This is a genomic window from Thiobacillus sp. (assembly GCA_024235835.1).
Lineage (GTDB): Bacteria > Pseudomonadota > Gammaproteobacteria > Burkholderiales > Thiobacillaceae > PFJX01.
In genome coordinates, this window is record JACKLQ010000001.1 from 1556973 (window position 1) to 1579425 (window position 22453).

Here is a 22453-nt window from a genome sequence, read left to right on the forward strand (position 1 = left end):
CCTTATGCCCAACTTGGCCGCCCGCCGCAAGCGGCTCCAGCCCTCAGAGTCAGGCCAGAGGCAGGGCGAACTGGTCCAGCCGGGCCTCGAACTGGTCGGGCGGCAGGGCAGGTGAAAAGAGATAGCCCTGGGCGATGAAACCGCTTTCTCCCGCCAGGTCCACCAGGCATTGCCGCTGGGCCTGGGTCTCCACCCCCTCCGCCACCACCTCCAGGCGCAGGCTCTGGGCCAGGCTGATGACCGCCTGGGCCACGGCGGTGTCGTCGGTGCCGTCCGGCCCGTGGCTGCCTAGGCCGGCCACGAAGGATTTATCCAGCTTCAGCACGTCCACCTGGAAGCGGCGCAGATAGGCCAGGGAGGAATACCCCGTGCCGAAGTCATCGATGGCCAGGCGGCAACCCAGCGTTTTCAGGCGCTTCAGGACATCCTGGCCCCAGGCCACGTCTTCCATGAGCACAGACTCGGTAATCTCCAGTTCCAGGGCAGAGCCCGGCAGGTTGAACTCGTGCAGGGCGGCCTCCACACGGTCGGCCAGGCCCTCGTTGCGGAACTGGGCTGCCGAGAGGTTCACCGCGATGCGGAAATCCGGCTGGACGATGGCCCGCCAATGGGCACAACGCCGGCAGGCTTCCCGCAGGGCGAATTCCCCCAGGGGCCCGATGAGGCCGCTCTTTTCCGCCACGGGGATGAACTGGGAAGGCGGCACCCGGCCCAGGGTGGGCGAGTTCCAGCGCATGAGGGCCTCCGCCCCCACCACCTTTCCATCATTGCGGATCTGGGGCTGGTAGTGCAGGAACAGTTCCCCGCCTCCCAAGGCCTGGCGTAGCCCGTTTTCGATGCGCAGGGTTTCCGCCACGGCAGCCGCCATCTCGCCGGTGAAGAACTGGTAGTCGTTGCGGCCCCGTTCCTTGGCCCGGTACATGGCCACGTCGGCGTTCTTGAGCAGTTCCTCCTCGGTGGCCGCGTCGTTGGGGTAGAAAGTGATACCCAGGCTGGCGCCGCTGATGATTTCGGAACCCGCGATTTGGCAAGGGGCAGACAGGACCTTGATGATCTGCTCCGCCATGCGGGCCATCTCCCGCGCCCCCTTGGCATCGCTGAGGATGATGGCGAATTCGTCTCCCCCCAGGCGGGCCACCGTATCGGATTCACGCACGCAGGATTTCAGGCGTTCCGCCACCTCCTGCAGCAGTTCGTCGCCGGCGGCGTGGCCCAGGCTGTCGTTCACCACCTTGAAATTGTCCAGATCGCAGAATATGAGGGCCAGGGAGGCATGCTCCCGGCGGGCATGGACCATGGCCTGGCGCAGGCGGTCATGGAAAAGGGCACGGTTGGGCAATCCGGTGAGGGTATCGAAGTAGGCCAGGTTGGCCAGGCGTTCCCTGGTCTGGATCAGTTCGGAGATGTCCGTGGTGATGCCCACGTAAAGCCGCTCGCCCTCGCTGGCGGTAACGGCGTCGATGTTGATCCATTGCACGTAGAAGTCGCCATTCTTGCGCCGATTCTGCAACTCGCCCTGCCAGCGCCCCGTGTCCGCCAGGCTGAGCCACATCTCCCGGTAGAACGAGGGGTCCTGAAGACCTGATTGCAGGATGCGGGGGTTTCGCCCCAGCAACTCTGCTTCGCTGTAGCCCGTGATCTTGCAATAGGCGGGATTGACCTGGACGATGCTGCCGGACGCGTCGGTGACGATGATGCCCTGCTGGCTGCTGGCGAATACCGTACCCGCCAGGCGGTGCTCCCGCGCGCTTTGCCGGAGGGTCTCCAGGTAGCGCCAGACGACCCAGGCCAGCAACCCCGCCAGGATTACCAGTCCCGCCAGCAGGCCTGCCCTGTAGCGCCCCGCCCGGGTCTGCCCGGCAATGAGCATGGCCTGGTTGATTTCCGCCAGGCCAGCCAAGGCCTGCCTGGCGTCCCCGTGCACCAGGCCCTTGACGTCCGCGCGGAGTTGGGGACTGTTCTTGCTGATCACAAGGGCGTGGCGGGCCAGCATCTCGAATTCTTCCCGCACCTCCTTCGGCATGAGGGCGACCACCGGCCATTGCCGTTCCAGGGTATCCCGCGCCTGTTCCCCTGCTTCCCGCCCCTCTCCCAGGGCCTGCATGAACAGGGCATTGTTCAGGCGCATCATTTCATGGTGCATGTCCACGCCACCCACCCCGCTATGGGGCAACAGGCCCACGATCTTGAGGGCATCGCTCTGGAAGTAGCGCAGCGAGTTGCGCACCACCGCGTTGCGCTGCTTGAAATCGTTCCACCGGGTTTCCTGGTGGCGGATGGCCTGGCTGTAGCGTTGCCATGTGGGCGCCAGTTCTGGCACCTTGGTTGCCTCCCGTCCCAATACGGCCCGTTGCGTCACGATGCGGGCCATCCACCCGTTGGCCTCGTCGTAGTTGCTGGTCAGGCCGTGGCGCAGGGCTATCACCAACTCCCTGAAGCGGCTTTCCGCGACCTGGAGGTTTTCCAGGCGGGCCCGCAGGGACTCGTGCCGAGCCACTTCGCCCATCACGCCAGGCACCAGGGCGGCTGCCAGTAACCCGCCAAGGACCACCACCGCCACCAGCACCTTGCGGGCCTGGACGGCCTTCACTTACCTGTCTCCGGCAGCCGGCCATTCAGGCTGGTGAGGAAAGCCACGAGATCCCGGGTGTCAGTGTCCGACAGGTGGATACCCAGCTGATAGCGGGCCATGAGTTCCACCGCCTTGTTCAGGCTGGGAACCGAGCCGTCGTGGAAATAAGGGGCCGTTCGTTCCACGTTGCGCAGGGACGGCACCTTGAACACGTGTCGGTCTTCTTCCCGGCTTGTGACCTTGAAGCGACCCAGGTCGGCATCCGTCAACGGACGGCCCCTGTCGGCGAAGAAGTCGCCCATCACACCGAGGTTGGCGTACATGTTGCCGCCCACGTTCACGCCCTGGTGGCACGCGATGCAACCCAGATTGCGGAACAGGTCCCAGCCCTGCCTCGCATCCCTGCTCAAGGCCTGGGCCTTCCCCTGCAGATAGTGGTCGAAAGGGGCGTCCGGCGTGAGGAGGCCCCGCTCGAACTCGGCAATGGCTCCCTGGATATGGACTTCCGTGATGCCGTCGGGCCAGATGGCTCGGAACATCTCCGGATAGGCCGGGTCCTGCTTCAGCTTGGCGATGACGTGTTTCCAATCGGTGGCCATCTCCACCGGGTTGTGTACCGGCCCGGGAACCTGTTCCTCCAGGCTGGGCACCCGGCCGTCCCAGAACTGCCTGAAATTGAAGCCGCTGTTGAAGACCGTGGGCGTATTGAGTTTGCCCCGTTGCCCCTGGATTCCCACGGCCACAGGCAACCCGTCCGCCCCCGCGCGGTCCGGCCGGTGGCAGGTGGCACAGGAAACGCTGTCATCCCTGGACAGCCGCTTGTCATGGAACAGTCGTCTTCCCAAGGCGACCTTGCGGGCGTCCAGCGCCAACTGGTCGGGAATGGGGGTGATTGCCTGGTCCGTGGCAGCCAACTCCATCATGGGCGGAGCAACGGTTTCCCCGCTGTCACCCACGCCCAGCCAGATAGCCAGGCCCGCGGCCAACGACAAGGGAACTAGATAATGAAATCGCATGGTCCAGGTCTTGGGAATTCTTTGACGCCCTCGGTCAGGCAAGACATGCATGCAAACTACAGGTCGTTAAATCTGAATTTGTGACCAACCATGCCGCTTCTATCGGCAGCCACCCCTTGCTTCTTTAGGAATATCCCCAATGGGTAGGACGCGGGAAAAACCCCGGACCGGGAACCCGGTAGGAAATGCAGGAGCCAGAATGGCCGCATGACCCATCACAATAAGCCCGGGGTTCCCCATGAACGATCAGAACACGTCGCACGACAAGGCAAGACACTGGAACGAGCAATATCTGGCCGGCACCACGGGCTGGGACCGGGGTGAGGCCAGCCCGGCCCTGAAAGGCTGGCTGGAGCAGAGCCAACTCCGGCCATGCCGCATCCTCATCCCCGGCTGCGGCCATGGCCACGAGGCCGTGGCACTGGCGCGGCGGGGCTTCGACGTCACCGCCCTGGACATCGCCCCGACGCCCCTGGAAAGGCTTGAGATGGAACTGCGGGGGGCCGGCGTTTCCGCCACCCTGGTCCAGGCCGACGTCCTGCACTGGAAAGCCGGCCCGGTTTTCGACGCCATCTACGAACAGACCTGCCTGTGCGCCCTGGATCCGGCAAATTGGCCAGAGTACGAGGCCCAGCTCCATGCCTGGCTGAAGCCCGGCGGCAAGCTCTTCGCCCTGTTCATGCAGACCGGCCGGGCGGAAGGCCCGCCCTACCACTGCGCCCTGCCCGACATGCGGGCCCTATTCCCGGAAACCCGCTGGCACTGGGAAGGCCAACCCCACAAGGAAATCCCCCACCCCAACGGACTTTATGAATTCACCACCATCCTGACGCGGCTTTGAGGGCCCCCCGGGAACCCACCAGGCAACCCAAGGGCCAATCACCGCTTCCGGCCACAACTCCCTGATTACCCATGAAAACCCTGCACACCCGCCTTGCCAGCTCAAGTCATTCGCAGACCCTTCCAGGCATTACACGGCCCCACCGGCTACTAGCCCGGATTTTTCAACTGACCGGCCTGGAGAAATACCCGGGCCAGCTAGTCACGCTCCTCGGGGACGCTACTCGGCAACCTTCATCCGTTCCAGGGTGGCCTTGTCCAGATCCTTGAACTTGCCAAGGAACCAGCCGCCTTCCCCCTCCCAGGCCTTGAACAGGGCGAGATGCTTCTGCCGTTCCGGCTCGTCGCTGCCCAGGTGTTCGTACATGTTGCCCGGCTTGCCATTCTTGGTGTTCCTGCCGTCGTCCAGGCGCCGCATCAGGGCACCGGTATCCGGCCAGCCGACGAAGGCCGCCAGGTTGGCATAGGTATCCATGCGGGGGCCTCGCATCAGCTGCTTGTACTTATCCTTGTTTTCTTCAAACTCCGCCAAATACGGCGATGCTTCGCCATGGCAACCGATGCATTTCCGTTCCCACAGCGGCTGGATGTCCTTGCGATAGGTAACCTCATCCGCCGAGGCGAATCCGGACAGGGTAACGCTCAAGAAAAACAGGGGTGCACGCATATGACCATCTCCTGAGTCAATTGTGATAGCGGGCATTGGGTCAGGGTTTTCATAAAACGGCTTGAGCCACCCTCCCCTACCTGCGAAGGGTGGCTCGGTGATCGGGGTTTACGGCCCCGCCATCTCCAGATCCATTTGCACGGCCTTGATGCCCTCCCGGGCGCAGGCCTCGTCCTGTTCTCCGGTGGCGGCACCGGAAACGCCAACGGCGCCGACGATGTTGCCCGCCGCCTCGATGGGGATGCCCCCGGCGGAGAACACCAGGCCGTCCACCTTGCCTACGGCGAAGGGCTTGGTGAAGCGGTCTTCCATGGCGGACAGGGGGGCATTGAAGTTAACCGCCGTGAAGGCCTTCTGCTTGCTGATCTCGATGGTCACCCTGGGCGCCAGGGTATCCCGCATGAACACCATGGGGTCGCCGCTGCGGTCCACCACCGTGACGCCGATCTGGATACCCTCCTTGCGACAGGCGGCGACAGTGGCCTGGGCAATCTTCTCCGAGGCTTCCAGGGTGAGGCGGGGAATCTTGATGATGACTGGCATGTCAGCCAGGGCAGGCAGGCTGGGAACTGCCAGGGTGGCCGCCAGGACGGCCAGATACATTGAGCGTTTCACGGTCTTTCTCCTGTGGGGTACAAGGTCGCGACTAAAAGGGCCCTATTGATGCCCTGGGCTTGGTCCGAAAAACAGGACCAAGGTTTCCCGGGGAGTTTAACTTTCCTTGGCCACGACTTCCTGGCGTGCCCGCAGTACCTTGATCTGGAACAGGGTGTTGCGCTCGTCCTCTTCCAGGGCCGCCTTGATGTGGGACACCGTGGCCAGGTAGCGGGGGATGATGTTGTACTTGAGGGCATTGACCCGTTTCTGGGTCTTGCGGCTGGCGGCCAGCAGGCGCCAGAGGGCGTTCTCCGCCTCCCCCAGCCGGGCCAGGGTAACGGTGAGGGCCTGGAGCCGCCGCCGGGCCTCGTCGAAGCTCACATCGGTCCACATGAGGCCCACGGGCTGCAGGGACAGGGGTTCCACGCTGATGCTGGGATATTCCACCCCCACGCTGGAGCGGGCCACCACCTTGATGTGGACGGCCAGGTTCAGTCCCACGGAGGACTGGCGCAGCATCTGCCCGCCCATGCGCATCTGCACCACCCCCAGCCAGCGGTAGGCCTCCGCCAGTTCCTGCACGGTCTGGCCCCGCAGCTCCCGGTACTGGGCCAGGCGCTCGTACACCAGCCGGGTGAGCAGGTCCCGCTTCTTCTCCAGCATCTGCCGGCCCTGTTCCAAAAACTTGACCTGGCGGCCCACCTGCAGGAGGGCGCTTTTCGTCGGCGGCACCGACAATCGCTTTTTCATGATGTTTCCTGTGACATTCGCTCAGGAACAAGGGACAAGGGGCAAGGGGCAAGGGAAACCCGGCAGGCTCGCCTTTCCTTGTGCCTTGCTCCTTGAACCTTGCCGCTGGCGTTCATGCCGCCTCCACCACCGCCTGCCATTTGTGGTACTTGGCCAGTTCTTCCTCGCTGACCCGGATCAGGGCCTCCGGCGGCAGCATGGAGAGCAGGTCCCAGGCCAGGTTGAGGGTCTCATAGACGCTGCGGTCCTCGTCCTCGCCCTGGCCGATGAAGCGGCGCTCGAAGGCCTCGGCGAAGTGGAGGAAGCGTCGGTCCCCCTCGGACAGTTCCTCGGCGCCGATGATGGCGGCCAGGCCTCGTACTTCCAGGGCCTTGGCGTAGCTGGCGAAGAGCTGACTGGCCACGTGAGGGTGGTCGTCCCGGGTGAAGTTCTTGCCGATGCCGTCCTTCATCAGTCGGGACAGGGACGGCAGCACGGTGACGGGCGGGTACACGCCCTGGTTGAACAGTTCCCGTCCCAGCACGATCTGGCCCTCGGTGATGTAACCAGTCAGGTCCGGGATGGGGTGGGTGATGTCGTCGGAAGGCATGGACAGCACCGGGATCATGGTGATGGAGCCGCGCCGGTTCTTGATCCTCCCCGCCCGCTCGTAGATCTCCGCCAGGTCGGAATAAAGGTAGCCGGGGTAGCCCTTCCGGGCCGGCACGTCGCCCCGCAGCACGGTCACTTCCCGCAGGGCCTCGGCGTAGGCGGTCATGTCGGTCATCACCACCAGCGCGTGGTAGTCCAGGTCGTAGGCCAGGTACTCGGCGGCGGTGAGGGCCGCCCGGGGGGTGAGCAGGCGTTCGATGACGGGCTCGTCGGCCAGGTTGAGGAACATGACCACCTTGTTCAGCACGCCGGATTCCTCGAAGCTTTCCTGGAAGAAGCGGGCGTCGGCGTGGGAGGCGCCGAAGGCGGCGAACACCACCACGAACTCGGAGGATTCCTCGCCCAGCAGCTTGGCCTGGCGCACGATCTGGGCCGCCACCCGGTTGTGGGGCAGGCCGCCGCCGGAAAAGATGGGCAGCTTCTGTCCCCGGGTGAGGGAGTTCATGCCGTCTATGGCGGAAATGCCGGTCTGGATGAACTCCTTGGGGTAGGCCCGGGCGGCGGGGTTTAGAGGTTCGCCGTTCACGTCGCGGCGGTCGGCGGAGATTATGGGGGGACGTCCGTCCCGGGGCAGGCCGGCGCCGTTGAAGACCCGGCCCAGGATGTCCCGGGAAACCGGCAGGCGGAAGGGCTCGTCCAGGAAGCGCACCCACGTGCGCTCCAGGTCCAGTTCGTCGGTGCCCTCGAACACCTCCACCAGCACGGCATCGTCGGCGGAACGGATCACCAGGCCGTTGCGCAGGTTGCCGGCATGGTCCTTCAGGGATACCCGGGAACCGGCGGAAACTCCGGGCACGCCGCCCATGACGATGAGGCCGCCCTGGGCGGAGGTCGCGGTACGGAATTCGATGTTTTTCATGGCGTTACCTTGGTGTTCCCATCATCACGCGGCATGGCCGGATTGCTCGTAATCCAGCGCGATCTGCTCGAACTCGGCCGGAATGCGGGCGATCTTCTCCTTCAGCTTCGGCAGTTCCTCGGACTTGTGCTGGCTCTTCCAGCGCCGGGCCTGGGCCAGCAGGGGCATCTGGATGAGCCGGCGGGCCGGGGCCCCCAGCTTCACCAGCTTCATCCCCTGGCGGTAAATCTCCAGCAGGGCGGAAAGCAGGGCATATTGCTTCTCCGGCGAGGCGAAGCTGTCGATCTCGTCCGTGGCGGACTGCTGCAAAAGGCCTTCCTTGATCAGGCCGGCGGATTCCAGGGTCCAGCGCTGTTCGCTGGACAGGGCCTCCACGCCCACCAGGTTGACGATGCGCTGCAGTTCCTCGGAGGCGGCCAGCAGGTCCAGGGCCTCGCCCCGGGCGGCCTCCCAGCCCGGGTCCACGTTCTCCGCCCACCACTTGGCGGCGGAGGGCACGTAGCCGGAGAAGCTCTCCAGCCAGTCCACCGCCGGGTAGTGGCGGGCGTCCGCCAGTTCCTTGGACAGGGCCCAGAAGGTCTGGATGATTTCCTTGGTATGGCTGGTGACGGGCTCGGAGAAGTCACCGCCGGGAGGCGACACGGCGCCGATGAGGGTCACGGAGCCATGCCCGCCGGCGAGGTTTTCCACCCGGCCGGCCCGCTCATAGAAGGCGGCGAGGCGGGAGCCCAGGTAGGCGGGGTAGCCCTCCTCAACGGGCATCTGGCCCAGGCGACCGGAGACTTCACGCAGGGCCTCGGCCCAGCGGCTGGTGGAGTCGGCCACCATGACCACGTCGTAGCCCTGGTCGCGGAAATACTCGGCGATGGTGATGCCCACGTAGATGGAGGCCTCCCGGGCCACCACCGGCATATTGGATGTGTTGGCCACCAGCAGGGTGCGTTCCATGAGGGGCCGTCCGGTATGGGGGTCCTTCAGTTCTGGCATGAACTCCAGCACGTCCGTGAGTTCGTTGCCCCGCTCGCCGCAGCCCACGTAGATGACGATCTCGGCGTTGCACCAGCGCGCGATCTGCTGCTGCAACATGGTCTTGCCGGCGCCGAAGGGGCCGGGGATGGCGGCCTTGCCCCCCTTGAGCAAGGGGTAGAACGTATCCAGGATGCGCTGCCCGGTGATGAGTGGCTTCACCGCGTGGTCCCGCCGCCTGAAGGGCCGCGGCGTGCGCACGGGCCAGCGGTGGAAGAGGTGCAGCTTCTCGATGCGACCGTCCGCCAGTTTCACCCGGCCGATGGCTTCTTCCACGGTGTACTCGCCTTCCGGCGCCAGTTCCAGCAACTCGCCATGGACCAGGGGGGGCACCAGGATGCGGTGCTGGATGGATTCGGTCTCCTGCACCGTGCCCAGCACGTCGCCGCCGGCCACGGCGGTGGCCGCCCGGCGGTCCGGATTGGGGGCGAAACGCCAGCGGTGGTCCCGGGGCAGGGAAGGGACAGCGACACCCCGGGCGATGCGGTCGCCGCTCTGGGCCCAGACCGCGTTCAGGGGCCGCTGCACGCCGTCGAAGATGGCGTTGAGCAGGCCAGGCCCCAGTTCCACCGACAGGGGCCAGCCCAGGCCCTCTGCCACTTCGCCGGGCCGCAGGCCCGCCGTGTCTTCATACAGTTGGGCCAGGGCGGAGTCGCCGTCGCGGCCGATCACCTCGCCCACCAGGCCCATGCGCCCCACCCGCACCTGCTCGCCGATCACGGTTTCCGGCAGCTGCAATTTCACCAGGGGGCCGTTGATTTCAAGGATTTTGCCCATTGCGTTTTCCCGTCTAGTTTCCTTTACCTCGCCAACACGCTGAGGTCCAGCGTGCTGGCGAAGAGGCGCTCCATGACCACCCGGGCCAGGTCCTCCGCCAGGCGGGACTGGCGCGCCTCGAAGGTCTGGTCCAACTGGGCCCGGTTGTCGGCCAGCCGCACCCGGATGCCGCCCTCGCTCACCTGGCCGTGAGTGGCCAGGGTAAATCGACGCCCCGGCGCGACCCGCTGCGCCATGTCCGCCCAGACGGGCGCCAGGCGGGGCTGGTCCGCACCCCGCGCCTCGGCCACCAGATCGCCTTCGGGCAGGGCGGCAACGGCCGCGGCCAGCAACTCCTCCAGCACGGCCAGGTAGCGGTCATCGTCGTCCGCCAGTTCCTGGAAGGCCAGCTTCACACTGGCCATTGTGGCCTCGGTGAGGGCCCAGCGCAGGCGATCCAGTTCCGCCGCCAGGCGGGTCTCCGCAGCCTGGATGTGGCGGCGCACATGGCGTTCCGCCTCGGCCTTGGCCGCCAGGACTTCCCGGTCTTCCGCCAGCTTGAGGCGCTCGGCGGACTCGCTGAGGATGCGGGCCTTGGCCGCCTCGGCATTGTGCCGCTGCTCCCGGGCCAGGGTCTCGGCCTGCCTGATCAGGGCCTGCTCCAGTTGGGTGACTTGAACTTCCGCGTCCATGTTCTCTCCAGATGCAAGGTGCAAGTTACAAGACTCAAGCAAAAGACTTACTTGCCTCTTGGATCTTGTGTCTTGCCTCTATTTCAAAGCTTCCGGCCCCAGCACCGCCCGCACCACGTCGTCCACCGCCGGGGCGTAATCGCCCGGGGCGGACAGGGCTGGCAGTTCCGTCACCACGATGCGCCCGCCCTCGTTGCGCAGGCGATTGAGCCAAGGCCCGCCGGCGTGGGCCAGGCGGGATTCCAGCAGCACCAGGGCCTCGCAGCCGTCCTTGACCAGTTGCCCCAGGACCTCATCGACCTTGGCGGCATCCGCGTCTGGGTAGACCTCGGCGCCGATAAGGCTGAAGCCCTCGGTGAGGCCGGCGCTGCCCAGCACCACCAGGCGGGCACTGGAGGCGGTAAAGGGTAAAGGGTCCATGCCCTTGGCATTCAAGGGCGAAGGGTGAACACCCCCCAACCCTTCTCCCTTCTCCCTTCCACCTTCACGGATTTTCATATCTTGCCCAGCATCAGGATGGACATGACCAGACCGTAGATGGCCACGCCTTCAGCCAGGCCCATGTAGATCAAGGTACGGCCGAACATTTCCGGCTTCTCGGCGATCACCGCCAGGGCTGCGGACCCCACGGGGCCCAGGGCCAGGCCGGCACCGATGGCTGCCAGGGCCGTGGGCAGTCCAATGCCGATCAGGGCAAGGCCCTTGCCCAGGGAAATTTCCATCGCGCCGGCAGCGACCGCCGACTCGGCGGCCATGACTTCCTGCACGCCCAAGAGAAGAGCGGTAGCCAGGCCGGCGCCAAAGATCAGAAAATTTGACAGCACGCCGGCCTTGAGCCAACGGGGTGGCGGTAGCTTGCGTGGCTTCAGTTCCAGCCACACCCCCGCACCGATGGTGGCCAACACGGAAAGACCCAACAGGGCGATCAGCCAGTTCATTTACGACTCCTTTCTAACAAGAAACACGCCGGGCCGGCCCAAAGGTTTCTCGAGCACCCTTGGGGGGCCCAATACACGGTGGAGGGACGGGGGTTGTTCATGGCGCTAACGGTCCGCCAGCCGCAAGGGCGCGAACTCCGTGCCATCGCCGCTGAAGAAACGGGAAAATCCTTCGTAGTACATGAGACGCAGGGCCTGGATGGCGACGATGCCGCCCTCCAGGACGATGATGACAACGTTACCCAGAAGGATGGTGATGCCATGGCCCACAGCCTCCAGGCCGTTGGCGATGGTGAACACGGCCAGGGCCAGGGCCACATGGTTCAGGCTGAAGGCCGCCACCCGCATGAAGGACAGGGTGTTGGCGAACAGGTTGATGCCTGTTTCCAGGGTTTCGATGGCGGTGACCAGGGCCCGTTCGCCCAGGGAGGCCCGGGTCTCCATCCACTTGAAGACGGCCACCACGATGATGCCGCACAAAGCCAACAGCCAGGCGGTTTGCCCCAGGCCCGACATGGCCGGCATGCCGGCGCTGGCGGCAAGACCACCCGCGGCTCCCAGGTAGAACACCAGGCCAGCCAGACCAGTGGAATCGAACAGGGCCTCCACCATTTGCCCTTCCTGCAGGCGGTTGTAAATGCTGGCCAGCAACGTGAAGACAATGAAGCCAATGCCGAACAGGACCGCCACGGTGAGGATGCGGGTGGGATCGTGCAGGGGGGACAGCCATACCGGCTCCATGAGGTCCTCGTAGCCGAACACGCTGCCATAGAGAAAACCGAAGCCCACGGAAGAAAGGCCGGCGGCGACACCCACCCAGGCCGCACGGCCCAGCTTGCCAAGCAGCAACAGGGACAGCACGGCGATCACGCCGCCATGGCCCACGTCGCCGAACATGGCGCCGAACAGCAGCAGGTAGGTCAGGGCGAACAGCAGCGAAGGATCGAATTCGCCGTAGCGGGGAATGCCATAGCTCTTCACAAGAGGTACGAAGGGTTTCAGCCAGGCCGGATAGGTGAGGTAGGAGGGGATGTCCCGGCGCTCGCCAGGCTGGGGGCTCCGGGCGTGCAGCAGGTGCCGCTCGGCGAAGCGGGATCCCAGGGCTGCCCGCAGATGGGGCACCTGGTCCCGGGGTACCCAGCCACTGAACTGGGCCAGCTGGCCATTGCCGCGGAAACCGCCCAGGGCGGTCTCCGCCAAGGGGCGGGCCATGCGCAGCAGCAGGCGTGCCTGGGAGAGCCACTCCGCCTGCTTGCCCAGACTCTCCACCTTGAGGTCGCAATAAGCCCGCTCGGCCAGGGTCAGGCGCTGTTCCTCCTGCTCCAGGAAGCGGGCAGCCACCTCGGGATGGGCCTGAAGTTCGGGGGGGATGTTGAGTTCCCGCCAGCCGGCCTGGGACAGCACACCGCCCAGTTCTCCAGCGGAGCGGGGCCCGGCCACCACGGCAAAGGCCTGCTCCTCGTCCTGGTCGAACACGGTGAGCAGGTAGCCCGCCAGGGCCAGGGCCTCCCGCAGGCGCTTCACGTTTGCCTTGGGCGCCTGGCCGATGCGCACGTCCAGCAATTCGCCTGGTCGCACCAGGCGGGAAAGGTCCACGTCCAGGGCCTTGAGCCGTGCGAAAGACTCCCTCAGCGCCGACAGGCGGCGCAGGTCTTCCTCGATGCGACGGCCTCTGTCCGAGCAGGTGGAGCATTGCCGCCACAGATCCCGCAGGCGGTTGTTGATGCCCTGCAGTTCCCGCAGATTGGGGGCAATGGCATTGGTTGGCAGGGGTGCGCACTCTTGGTGGCCGCACATTTCACTGATCTTGCCCAGGCGGGCTTCAGCCTCCAGATAGACCTCCCGGTACTCATCGCCGGGTTGGTCCGGGAAGTGGACGGCGGCCTCCTCGTCCAGGGGCACCGGGCTGAAATGCCCGAATTGGGCCAGCAGCAGGGCAGCGTCCTGGGCCTCGCTGGCCAGGACCACCAACTGGATGCGGGACATGGGCAGGGCGCGATACATCAGTGGGTCTCCTGGATAAGGCCGCCCAGGGTCTGGGCGATCACATCCGTGTCCAGGCCCAGATTGCGGCCCCGCATCAGTCCGCGCACGGCGCGCAGGTTGCGTTCGCGCAGGATCAGGTAGGCAAAGGCCCGGGCCAGGGCGGGAGCGTTGCTGCCCAGGACCCGGGCGGCTTCCTGGGCGGCGGCGCCTTCCATGCGGGCGAACACCTCCGGGATGCCGGTCACGCCGGCCAGCAGGCTGCGCAGACTGTCAGGCAGGTCCTCCAGCACTGCGTCCACGCTCTCCCGGGCGGCCAGATCCTTGAGGCGGGCAGCCGACAGGCGGTAGTGGGCGGCCACCAGCAGGTAGTACACCTGGGCGGGGGGCAGCAGGTAATTGAAGCGGAAGCGCAACAACCACACCAGGCTGATGCGGTCGATGAGGGGCCCCATGAGCCGGGCCAGTGCCGGAGTCTCCCTTTCCAGCGACCGGGCGCGTCGGGCCAGTCCCTCGTAATACTCCCGGTCCAGCACGGCATCCAGCACGAAGGGGTCGCGGCTGTCCTCGAAGGCCAGGCGGGCCGCGCGCACGATGCCGGCGTAATGCCCCGCTTCCAGGCGGCGCAGCAGTTCGTTCACGTCCTCCACATGGGCCAGTTCCTGGACATCCAGCCGTGCGAAGGCCCCCATGGGGGTCAGGCGGCCGAGAAGGGAGGCGGGCCGCTCGTCCGTCATCTTGCCGCGCAGCAGGGTCTTGAGGTTGCTGACCTCGAAGCGCTCGATCCAGTAGATGAGGAAGTTGCGGGCCTCCCCGGCCAGGGGGCGGATCAGCACCCGGGTTTCTTCCAGCATCTCTGCAATGATGCGCTGCTCCAGGGAGCGCAGGTCCTTGTTGTCGAAGCCGGCTGCCAGTTGCGGCAGGCCCCGGGTGCCCAGGGCCTCCGCCATCTCCGCATCCGGCGTGCGCAACACGGCGTCATAGTCCCCCGGTTGCCAGAGGCGCCCGGAGAAGAGACTGACACGCGTATTCAGATAGGCTGACACAACTTCACCCAAGCAAACGTGGGGCAAGCAAAGCCATCAAAGGGCTGGGTCGAGCAGCAGGTTCAGCGCGGCTTCGACCGCCTCCTCTTCGTGGCGCGAGGCCAGGTCACGCAAATTGCGCTGGCGCTCCTCGTATTTTCGGGCCAACTCGGCCACCGCCTGGTCGGCCCGACCCCGAGCATCTTTCAGGAAGGGCGCTCGCAACTCCGAGCGTCCCGCCTCGAAGCGAACCTCCGCATCCCGGGCAGCGGCGAGGGCCTCATCCAGCAAGCGCTGGCGGTCCTGGCTGGCCAACTCGATGATTTCCCGGGCACGGGCCTCGGCATCCAGCAGCCTCTTTAGTGCATCGTCCATGATGAAGACCTGGTTCTTTCTTGCGCCACCATCCGTGAACATGAAAGCCACCCGGCCCTGGCAGCAAGGACCTTGGTGCTCTGCGTCCTGTCCTGCCATGAAGGGTGGTGCTGGGATTTCATCTTCGTCCTCGCGGCTTGCTTTCCATGTCCGGCAGTCTCACTGGGGCAAGGCCTGGTTCGGGGCGACGCCGTACTTGCGCCGACGCGCCCGTCCCCAGGGACATCCGCCCAGGGTAATGGCCAGTTCAAGCCTCTGCACCGACACGGCCCAGGGCACGCCCTTGCGGGCCCGGGTGCAGATGGGGCATCCGTCCTCGCAGTATTCCGGGTCGGACAGGTGCAGGAGGGGCATTTTCCAGCCACCCCAGCCATAGACTCTTGGTTCGCGTTTCATGGTGCAGCCCTCCTGAAAGGACTCCGATTACTCCTACTTCACCTTCACCTGCACCAGTTCCTCGCCTTCAGGATCGCTCACATGCACCGCGCAGGCGATGCAGGGGTCAAAGGAGTGGATGGTGCGCAGGATCTCGATGGGTTGCTTGGGGTCGTGCATGACGTGGTTGTCCTGCAGGGCCGCCTCGTAGGGACCAGACTGGCCCGCCGCGTCACGGGGACCGGCATTCCAGGTGCTGGGCACCACGGCCTGGTAGTTGGCGATGCGGCCGTCCTCGATGACGATCCAGTGGGACAGGCCGCCCCGGGGAGCCTCGGTAAGGCCCACGCCGTGCATGGACTTGGCCCAGGTGGAGGGGTCCCAGTACTGCTCGTTAAAGGTGCGCACGTCGCCTGCCTTGATGTTGGCGATGAGCTGGTCGTACCAACCCTGCATGGCGTCCGCCAGTATCTTGCTCTCCAGGGTGCGGGCGGCGGTGCGGCCCAGGGTGGAGAACAGGGCCTGCACGGGAACATCCAGGTGCTTGAGGGTGAAGTTGACCAGGTCCTGGGTCTGCTTGTGGCCCTTGCCGTACATGACCAGCACCCGGGCCAGGGGACCCACTTCCACGGGCTTGCCCTTCCAGCGCGGCGACTTGAGCCAGGAATACTTCTCTTCCACGTTCAGGTAGTCGTAAGGCGGCTTGGGCCCGGTGAAGTTGAACTCGGTCTCACCCTTCCAGGGGTGCAGGCCCTTGGCATCGCCCTCGCCGTACTTGTACCAGGCGTGGGTGACGAATTCCTGGATCTCGTCGTCCGCGTCCAGGTCGATGTCGTGGACCTTGGAGATGTCCCGGTCCAGAATGACGCCGCGCGGGATGAGGAAGGAATCCGGCGTCCACATGTCCTTGTCCGGCAGGTCGCCGAAGGACAGGAAGTTGCCCACACCCTCGCCCCGGCCGCCCCAGTCCTTGTAGAAGCCGGCGATGGCCAGGGTGTCCGGCACGTAGACGTTGTCCACGAAGTCCCGCATCTGCCTGATGACGTTCTGCACCGTCTGCAGGCCCACCAGATTGACGGCGGTGGCGTCCTGGCCGCCCCGGTAGCGGGGGCCGGCGCCCTTGCCGGGATGGTCCACGTGCACGCTGATGGCTGCGGGGGAGCCGCCCACCAGGAAGTTGGGGTGGGGGTTCTTGCCGCCGAAGATGGCATGCAGCTTCACCACGTCCCGTTGCCAGGCCAGGGCTTCCAGGTAATGGGCCACGGCCATGAGGTTGGCCTCGGGGGGCAGCTTGTAGGCCGGGTGTCCCCAGTAGGCGTTGGCAAAGATACCCAGTTGGCCCTGCTCGACGAAGGTCTTCACCCGCTTCTGCACGTCGGCGAAGTAGCCGGGGGAGGACTTGGGCCAGCCTGAAATGCTTTGTGCCAAAGCGGAGGTGGCCTTGGGATCGGCCTTCAGCGCTGAAACCACGTCTACCCAGTCCAGGGCATGCAGGTGGTAGAAATGCATGACGTGGTCGTGCACGAACTGGGCGGCGATCATCAGGTTGCGGATCAGTTCCGCGTTGGGCGGGAGACGGTAATCCGGGAATGACCTGTGGATGGCGTCTTCCACGGAGCGCACCGAGGCCACGCCGTGCACCAGGGTGCAGACGCCACAGATGCGCTGGGCAAAGGCCCAGGCGTCCCGGGGGTCGCGACCCCGCAGGATGATCTCGATGCCGCGCACCATGGTGCCGGCGCTGGAAGCGCGGGTGATCTTGCCCGCCTCATCGGTTTCCGCCTCGATGCGCAGATGGCCTTCGATGCGGGTGATGGGATCGACGACGATGCGTTGTGCTGTACTCATGGTGTCCTCAGGCTTTCAGGATTTCATCCAGGATGGCGTATTGGGCCTCGGCCTCGCGGGTTTCCGTACCCACGCCATCGGCCAGGCTCTGGAAGGTACGGGCCATGCGGGCGTGCATGGCGGCATCCCAGGCAATGCTTTCTCCCGCCACGATGGCCTTCACGCAGCTGACCGCCGCCTTGGCCACGAAATGGCCGGCCTGGGCGCCCCAATCCGCCTCCCGTCCGCATTGGGTGAAGCTTTCCACCCGGGCAGTGTTGGCCGCCTGGAACAGGACTTCCCGTTCCGCCTCCTGCAGATCGCCCCGTTGGGCAGCCTCCACGGAAGCGCGCACGCGCACATCTCCGGAAAGGTCCAACACCCTTTCCACGAACCGGGCCGCGGCACGGCGTTGGCGGGCCGGATCCAGGCCGCTGAGGGCCGACTTGAATTCAGAGTCATTGTGGATGGTCATGGCTTCAGGCTCCTTGCGCGGGGGCTGACTCGGTTTTGGCTTCGGGAATGTGCTCGGCGAGCATTTCCGTCAGGCCAACCACCGGGATGTCCATCTGGTAATGCTCCAGGCCTTCTTCCAGCACGATGCGGCAGTTGGCGCAGGCGGTCACCAGACGGTCCGGCTTGACGGCCTCCAGTTGGGATTTCTTCTTCTTGAAGGCCTCCAGGCGCAACTCCTCGCCTTCCTCGATGGCGGAGGCACCGCCGCCGCCGCCGCAACACCAGTTCATGAAGCCGGCATCGGGCATTTCCACGAAATTGGCCGCCACCTGGTTCATCAGGCTGCGCTGCCGCTTGATGACGCCGCCGCGACGGGCCAGCTGGCACGGGTCGTGGAAGGTGAGGCGGTCGGTTTCCTTGCCCTCGGTCTTGAGCAGGCCCAGTTCCTGGAACTCGCCCAGCACCTCGATGATGTGCTTGACCTCGAACGTGAACGGCCGGCCCACCAGGTTGGCACCTTCCCAGCGCAGGGCGGTGTAGGCGTGTCCGCACTCGGGGCTGATCACACATTTGACCTTGAGGCGCTCGGCCCCCTCGACGATGCGGGAGACGATGACCCGGGCCAGGTCCGAGTTGCCGATCTGCATGCCCGCGTTGGTGGCCTCGAAGGCGGTGGAGCAGAGGGTCCAGGTCTTGCCGGCCTGCTGCATGATCTTGGCGATGGCCCCCAGGTATTCGGGGAAGTTGATGATCTCCATGGAGGAGAGCATCACCATGTACTCGGCCCCTTCCGCGTCCATCGGAATGGGAATGCCGTAGTCCTCTTCCACGTGCTTCATCTGGGCCTTCACCGCGGGCAGCTTCACGCCCATGGGACTGCCGATGGTGACGGTGCGCTGGGCGGCACCCTTGATGCCCTCCGGGGCGTTGCCGGAGGCGGACATGCCTTCCCGGAACTTGCGCACCATGTAGACGATGTCATTGCCCACGGGGCAGACCACGGAGCAACGACCGCAGAGGGTGCAGGAGTTGTAAACCAGTTCCTGCCACTCGGCCAGTTCCGCGTCGGTGACGGGTTTGGACAGGCCCACCAGCTTGGCCAGCCGACCCAGCAGGGTGTATTCCTGCTCATACACACGGCGCAGGGGCTCCAGCTTGTGGATGGGCGTGTATTTGGGATCGCCTGTCTCGGTGTAGAAAAGGCAGGCTTCGGCGCAGAGGCCGCAATGGACGCAGCTGTTGAAGTAGCTGGCGATGGGCGCGTCGATGACTTCTTTCAGGACGCGCACGCCCTTGTCTAGTGACGCGCTCATACGGGTACCCCTTTATGACCATTGACCGCCCCGTTGTACCAACGGGAGCCAAACACCGTGAAGGCGTGGAACAGCTTGGTGAAGGGCAACACCACCAGCAGGATTTCCACAGAAAGGATGTGCAGGGCCAGCATGGTGGTGTAGGGCAGCAACAGGTGCTGCACCGCCATCCAGCCGGTGACCACGGGCAGGAAGGTGACGGCCCAGGTGAACCAGTCCTCGAACGTGGAGAGATAGCGCTTCACCGGCTTGTTCAGCCTATCCACCAGCACCACCACCATGGCGGCCATGGTCACCACCGCAACGAAGTCCACGAACTGGGATGGCAGGCCCGGCCAGGAAAGTCCTGTCAGGCTTTCGATGAGCTTGATGTGGGGCGCGAACAGGAACACCACGATGGCCAGGCCGAAGTGGAAGGTGTAGCCGCCGATGTAGCTTACGGGGGAGCGCTTCAGCAGGCCGGGTGGCGGCACGGAACGACGGAAGATGGTGTGCCAGCCGGAAGCACCGGCCACATGGCGCGGCGCGGCCAGGTCCTTCTTGCGCCCCAGGCTGTAGATCTCGATCAGCCGCCACAGCACGCCCAAGAGAAAAATGCCCACGGCGATGTCCAGGCCGGGACCCCGTACCCAGGTCAGAAATTGCATTTCATTCATGCTCACTGCTCCTCACTCTTCTCCAAATCCGCCAGGGTGGTGGTCTCGTGACCCGCCTTGGCTGTGGACTTCTTGCTGCGGTTGGCGAAGCTGACCGCGACTCCAGCCGCCGCGCCGGCCACGGTGGCCGCCGTGGCCATTTTCAGAGGGTCCGCTGGCATGGACAGGGCCTTGTAGAAACCGCCGCCGTCCCAGAAGTCAGGCTCGGAACAGCCCAGACAGCCATGGCCGGATTCCACGGGCCAGGAAGTGCCATCGTTCCACTTCACCGTGGCGCAGGCGTTGTAGGTCACAGGGCCCTTGCAGCCCAGTTCGAACAGGCACCAGCCATTGCGGGCACCGGCATCGTCGAAGGTCTTGGCGAACTTGCCCTGGTCGTAGAAGGGCCGACGGTAGCAGCGGTCGTGGATGGTTTCGCCGTAGAAGGCCTTGGGCCGTCCCAGCTTGTCCAGTTCCGGCAGGCTGCCGAAGGTGAGGAAATGGGCCAGCACGCCGGTGATGACCACGGGAATGGGCGGGCAGCCGGGAATGTTGACCACGGGCTTGTCCTTGATGATGTCCGTCACGGCCACGGCACCGGTGGGATTGGGCTTGGCATTGGGCAAACCTCCGAAGGCCGCGCAGGACCCCAGGGCAATGATGGCTGCCGCACCCGGAGCGGCTTCCTTAAGCGCATCCAGGTTGGTCTTGCCGGCGATGCAGGAATAAGCGCCGTCCAGGCCGGTGGCTACGGAACCGTCGATGATGAGCAGGTACTTGCCCGCGTTGGCCTTCATGGCGTTGTGCAGGGCCTCTTCCGCCTGGTGCCCCGCCGCCGCCATGAGAGTCTCCTGGTAGTCCAGGGAAATCATGTCGAAGATCATGCCTTCGATGGTGGGGGAATGAGAGCGGGTGATGGATTCCGTGCAGCCCGTGCACTCCTGGAAGGGCAGCCAGATCACCGAGGGCCGCTGCCCTCCTCCGGAGGCCGCCGCCATGGCCTCCGCCATGGCCCGTCCCGCGGAGGGCGGCAGGGCCATCATGGATGCCAGGGTGGCGCAGTACTTGAGGAATGTGCGGCGGGTCACCCCCTGCCGCGCCAGCGAATCAATCAAGGGTCCGTGCATGATGAGTCATCTCCATTTCGCACCAGCAACCAATTACTACTTCAACTTCTTGCTTCTTCTTTGCGCCGGCTGGGGCCAGCGCAGGAACACTCGTTTTCAGCTTAGTTGAGAAATCACGCCTTCAAGATATTCGAGTCCGATTTTTATGTCCTCCGGATGCGCCTTCACCAGGTCGGGCACCAGAGTCACTTCGATGAACTCCGCCATGACCCGGTCCCGGCCATCCAGATGGGTAATCCACCACACGCCGGGACAGGCGGTCTCGTCCAGGGTGGAAAGGCCTTCCGCATCCAGGGTGACATGGATCTGGCCACTGCCCAGGCGTTCCTTGAGCCAGTCCTTGTCCGCCGGGGTAAGGGGCAGGGCAGACAGGTCGATGGCAGCGGTATCGCCCGTGTCCACCAGGGTGCGCACCATTTCCGCGATCTCCATCATCAGAGGCCAGGCATTGCCGGACAGCCCTGAATCCGGGGCCATCACCCGCACGGGGATGCTTTCAATGCTCACCGCGCCACTCCTCGATCAGGTCACGGACAGCCTGGGCCGCTGCGGGAATAGCCGCCGCCACCTCCGCCGTGGGGAATTCGCCCCAGTCCACTGCCTGGGGCTGGATGGCCACCAGGGCGCGCCTAGCCGGCCAGTGGCCCGCCAGCATGGCGATGGCCCGCAGGTCGGTGAGTCCCACTTCATGCACGCTGGACTTGCGGTTACCCATTAGGAAGGCATCCATGGCCTCGCCTTTGAACACTTTGAGGGTACCGGGAGAAGATTTCAGATTGGCGGCGTCCACCACAACCAGGGCTTCAGCCTCCTCGATGGGGCCCGCCAGGGTGAAGGACAGGGTGCCCCCATCCAGCAACTCCACATCGTCGGGCAGGGAATCCGTGCCCAGCCGTTCAAGTACGTGCACACCAACGCCTTCGTCAGTGAGGAGTGTATTGCCGATGCCGAGCACCAGAATTTTCATAAGAATCAGATTAAGCGTCTCCTAATACAATAACAACCAAGTAATAAGGTCGACTTTTATGCCGCATCCAGTCTGGTCCGGAAGGCCTATACTTTCCTGGTTTTCGACCATATTCCCCTTCAAGCATGTGCCTTGCCATACCCATGCGGATCACCGCCATTGACGGATTCAATGCGCGATGTGAGGCCAAGGGCGTGCACAGGGATGTATCCCTGTTCATGCTCCAGGACGACCTGCCCCGACTGGGGGACTTCGTGGCGGTCCAGGTGGGGTATGCCGTGCGCAGGGTGGACGAGGACGAAGCGCGACAGGCCTGGGAACTTTTCGACCAGATCCTGAAGGAATTCCAGGCCTGAACCAGCCTGCAACTGGCAGGCTTGGTCAGCCTGGGGGCCTGGCCAGCGGGGCTGGCAGGACGTCAGGTCCTCGGCGGAGAAGCAGTTGAAATTTCGTCCGGAAAGTGACGTGCTTCCCCATTGAAATTTTGGCCGCCCTCACGGCACAGCAGCCGCAGTTGGCCGTGGATAGCCATAGGTCCCGGCTGACGACGGGCAGCAGGGCGGCCATGGCTCAAGCAGGTGCAGGAAGGAAAGAAGCGCGGCCTTCAGGCGACAGGTTGGTTTTCCCGGGCCTGGGCCTCGGGATCAAACTCGGCAGAGACAGCTTCCAGGGCGTCCTTCAGGGTTTCTTCCGGCAGGGCATTGAGGCTTTCGGCCAACACCTCGGCGGCGTCGATGGTGTCCTGGTCCTGGGGCAGGGTCTCCTCGTCCAGGTTGGCCACCAGCACGGCAGCGGCGCCCGTCACCTGGAGCAGGGTCTGCCGTTCAGCCATAAGGAGTTCTATCTCCTCACGCAGCAGGCGGACTTCCTCGTCATTCAGGGCGTGCACGGTCATGGGGTGCCTTTCAATGGGGCAGTTGCATTGGCAATGCGTGAAATAATACGCCCGCTTAAGCCCGTCAAAAACCGCCCGAACCATTTTTCCGCCCCTGTGCTGCGTCCTGTC

At 64.9% G+C, this 22453-nt stretch carries 24 protein-coding genes; 2 read left to right on the forward strand and 22 right to left on the reverse strand.

The window, feature by feature from the left end; genetic code table 11:
• Positions 1-49 precede the first annotated feature (49 nt).
• Together H6935_07685 and H6935_07690 are read right to left on the reverse strand one after the other, a co-directional pair.
• On the reverse strand, positions 50-2590 hold the full coding sequence (locus H6935_07685; GenBank protein ID MCP5278226.1) for an EAL domain-containing protein: 2541 nt from the start codon (positions 2588-2590) through the stop codon (positions 50-52).
• Positions 2587-3588 carry a cytochrome-c peroxidase gene (locus tag H6935_07690; GenBank protein ID MCP5278227.1) on the reverse strand — a complete coding sequence of 334 codons (1002 nt, stop codon included), beginning with the start codon at positions 3586-3588 and terminating at the stop codon, positions 2587-2589. Before H6935_07690 ends, H6935_07685 begins: the two co-directional genes overlap by 4 nt.
• Positions 3589-3826: 238 nt before the next feature.
• Here H6935_07690 and H6935_07695 point away from each other — a divergent pair, with 238 nt between their 5' ends.
• Positions 3827-4429, forward strand: coding sequence for a methyltransferase domain-containing protein (locus tag H6935_07695; GenBank protein MCP5278228.1), 603 nt, complete (start codon positions 3827-3829; stop codon positions 4427-4429).
• Between the two features lie 219 nt (positions 4430-4648).
• On the opposite strand, the gene H6935_07700 is transcribed toward H6935_07695, so the two are convergent.
• The 19 genes from H6935_07700 to H6935_07790 all read right to left on the reverse strand — a co-directional run bounded on the left by H6935_07700 (position 4649) and on the right by H6935_07790 (position 21447).
• Entirely contained in the window at positions 4649-5095 is a 447-nt protein-coding gene (locus tag H6935_07700; protein MCP5278229.1) for a cytochrome C, read from the reverse strand.
• A 108-nt stretch (positions 5096-5203) separates the two neighbouring features.
• A complete protein-coding gene (locus tag H6935_07705) occupies positions 5204-5698 on the reverse strand; it encodes a heme-binding protein (GenBank protein MCP5278230.1) in 495 nt (164 codons plus the stop codon).
• 108 nt (positions 5699-5806) lie between these two features.
• Positions 5807-6442, reverse strand: a complete 636-nt coding sequence (locus H6935_07710) for a V-type ATP synthase subunit D (protein MCP5278231.1) — start codon at positions 6440-6442, stop codon at positions 5807-5809.
• Positions 6443-6554: 112 nt separating this feature from the next.
• Positions 6555-7952, reverse strand: a complete 1398-nt coding sequence (locus H6935_07715) for a V-type ATP synthase subunit B (GenBank protein MCP5278232.1) — start codon at positions 7950-7952, stop codon at positions 6555-6557.
• 24 nt (positions 7953-7976) lie between these two features.
• Complete coding sequence (locus H6935_07720; GenBank protein MCP5278233.1) at positions 7977-9755, reverse strand: V-type ATP synthase subunit A; 1779 nt, start codon at positions 9753-9755, stop codon at positions 7977-7979.
• A 23-nt stretch (positions 9756-9778) separates the two neighbouring features.
• On the reverse strand, positions 9779-10426 hold the full coding sequence (locus tag H6935_07725; GenBank protein ID MCP5278234.1) for a V-type ATP synthase subunit E: 648 nt from the start codon (positions 10424-10426) through the stop codon (positions 9779-9781).
• 78 nt (positions 10427-10504) lie between these two features.
• Positions 10505-10846 carry a hypothetical protein gene (locus tag H6935_07730; protein ID MCP5278235.1) on the reverse strand — a complete coding sequence of 114 codons (342 nt, stop codon included), beginning with the start codon at positions 10844-10846 and terminating at the stop codon, positions 10505-10507.
• A gap of 74 nt (positions 10847-10920) precedes the next feature.
• Positions 10921-11364, reverse strand: a complete 444-nt coding sequence (locus tag H6935_07735) for an ATPase (protein MCP5278236.1) — start codon at positions 11362-11364, stop codon at positions 10921-10923.
• Positions 11365-11469: 105 nt separating this feature from the next.
• Positions 11470-13368 (reverse strand): ATPase, encoded by a 1899-nt coding sequence (locus H6935_07740; GenBank protein MCP5278237.1) that lies wholly within the window; start codon positions 13366-13368, stop codon positions 11470-11472.
• The gene (locus H6935_07745) at positions 13368-14393 is read right to left on the reverse strand and encodes a V-type ATPase subunit (GenBank protein MCP5278238.1); all 1026 of its coding nucleotides are present in this window, start codon (positions 14391-14393) and stop codon (positions 13368-13370) included. The genes H6935_07740 and H6935_07745 overlap by 1 nt, the downstream gene beginning before the upstream one ends.
• Positions 14394-14429: 36 nt before the next feature.
• Positions 14430-14747 carry an ATPase gene (locus H6935_07750; protein ID MCP5278239.1) on the reverse strand — a complete coding sequence of 106 codons (318 nt, stop codon included), beginning with the start codon at positions 14745-14747 and terminating at the stop codon, positions 14430-14432.
• 159 nt (positions 14748-14906) lie between these two features.
• Positions 14907-15143: a hypothetical protein gene (locus H6935_07755; protein ID MCP5278240.1), complete on the reverse strand. Its 237-nt coding sequence runs from the start codon at positions 15141-15143 to the stop codon at positions 14907-14909.
• 33 nt (positions 15144-15176) lie between these two features.
• Entirely contained in the window at positions 15177-16970 is a 1794-nt protein-coding gene (locus tag H6935_07760; protein ID MCP5278241.1) for a nickel-dependent hydrogenase large subunit, read from the reverse strand.
• A gap of 7 nt (positions 16971-16977) precedes the next feature.
• Positions 16978-17424 (reverse strand): hypothetical protein, encoded by a 447-nt coding sequence (locus H6935_07765; protein ID MCP5278242.1) that lies wholly within the window; start codon positions 17422-17424, stop codon positions 16978-16980.
• 4 nt (positions 17425-17428) lie between these two features.
• Positions 17429-18718 carry a (Fe-S)-binding protein gene (locus H6935_07770; protein ID MCP5278243.1) on the reverse strand — a complete coding sequence of 430 codons (1290 nt, stop codon included), beginning with the start codon at positions 18716-18718 and terminating at the stop codon, positions 17429-17431.
• Positions 18715-19374: a hypothetical protein gene (locus H6935_07775; GenBank protein MCP5278244.1), complete on the reverse strand. Its 660-nt coding sequence runs from the start codon at positions 19372-19374 to the stop codon at positions 18715-18717. Before H6935_07775 ends, H6935_07770 begins: the two co-directional genes overlap by 4 nt.
• A gap of 2 nt (positions 19375-19376) precedes the next feature.
• The gene (locus tag H6935_07780) at positions 19377-20480 is read right to left on the reverse strand and encodes a hydrogenase small subunit (GenBank protein MCP5278245.1); all 1104 of its coding nucleotides are present in this window, start codon (positions 20478-20480) and stop codon (positions 19377-19379) included.
• A gap of 96 nt (positions 20481-20576) precedes the next feature.
• Positions 20577-20987 (reverse strand): hydrogenase expression/formation protein, encoded by a 411-nt coding sequence (locus tag H6935_07785; GenBank protein MCP5278246.1) that lies wholly within the window; start codon positions 20985-20987, stop codon positions 20577-20579.
• Complete coding sequence (locus H6935_07790; GenBank protein ID MCP5278247.1) at positions 20977-21447, reverse strand: HyaD/HybD family hydrogenase maturation endopeptidase; 471 nt, start codon at positions 21445-21447, stop codon at positions 20977-20979. Before H6935_07790 ends, H6935_07785 begins: the two co-directional genes overlap by 11 nt.
• A gap of 125 nt (positions 21448-21572) precedes the next feature.
• Here H6935_07790 and H6935_07795 point away from each other — a divergent pair, with 125 nt between their 5' ends.
• Complete coding sequence (locus tag H6935_07795) at positions 21573-21803, forward strand: HypC/HybG/HupF family hydrogenase formation chaperone (GenBank protein ID MCP5278248.1); 231 nt, start codon at positions 21573-21575, stop codon at positions 21801-21803.
• Positions 21804-22051: 248 nt separating this feature from the next.
• On the opposite strand, the gene H6935_07800 is transcribed toward H6935_07795, so the two are convergent.
• The gene (locus H6935_07800; GenBank protein MCP5278249.1) at positions 22052-22342 is read right to left on the reverse strand and encodes a hypothetical protein; all 291 of its coding nucleotides are present in this window, start codon (positions 22340-22342) and stop codon (positions 22052-22054) included.
• Positions 22343-22453 lie beyond the last annotated feature (111 nt).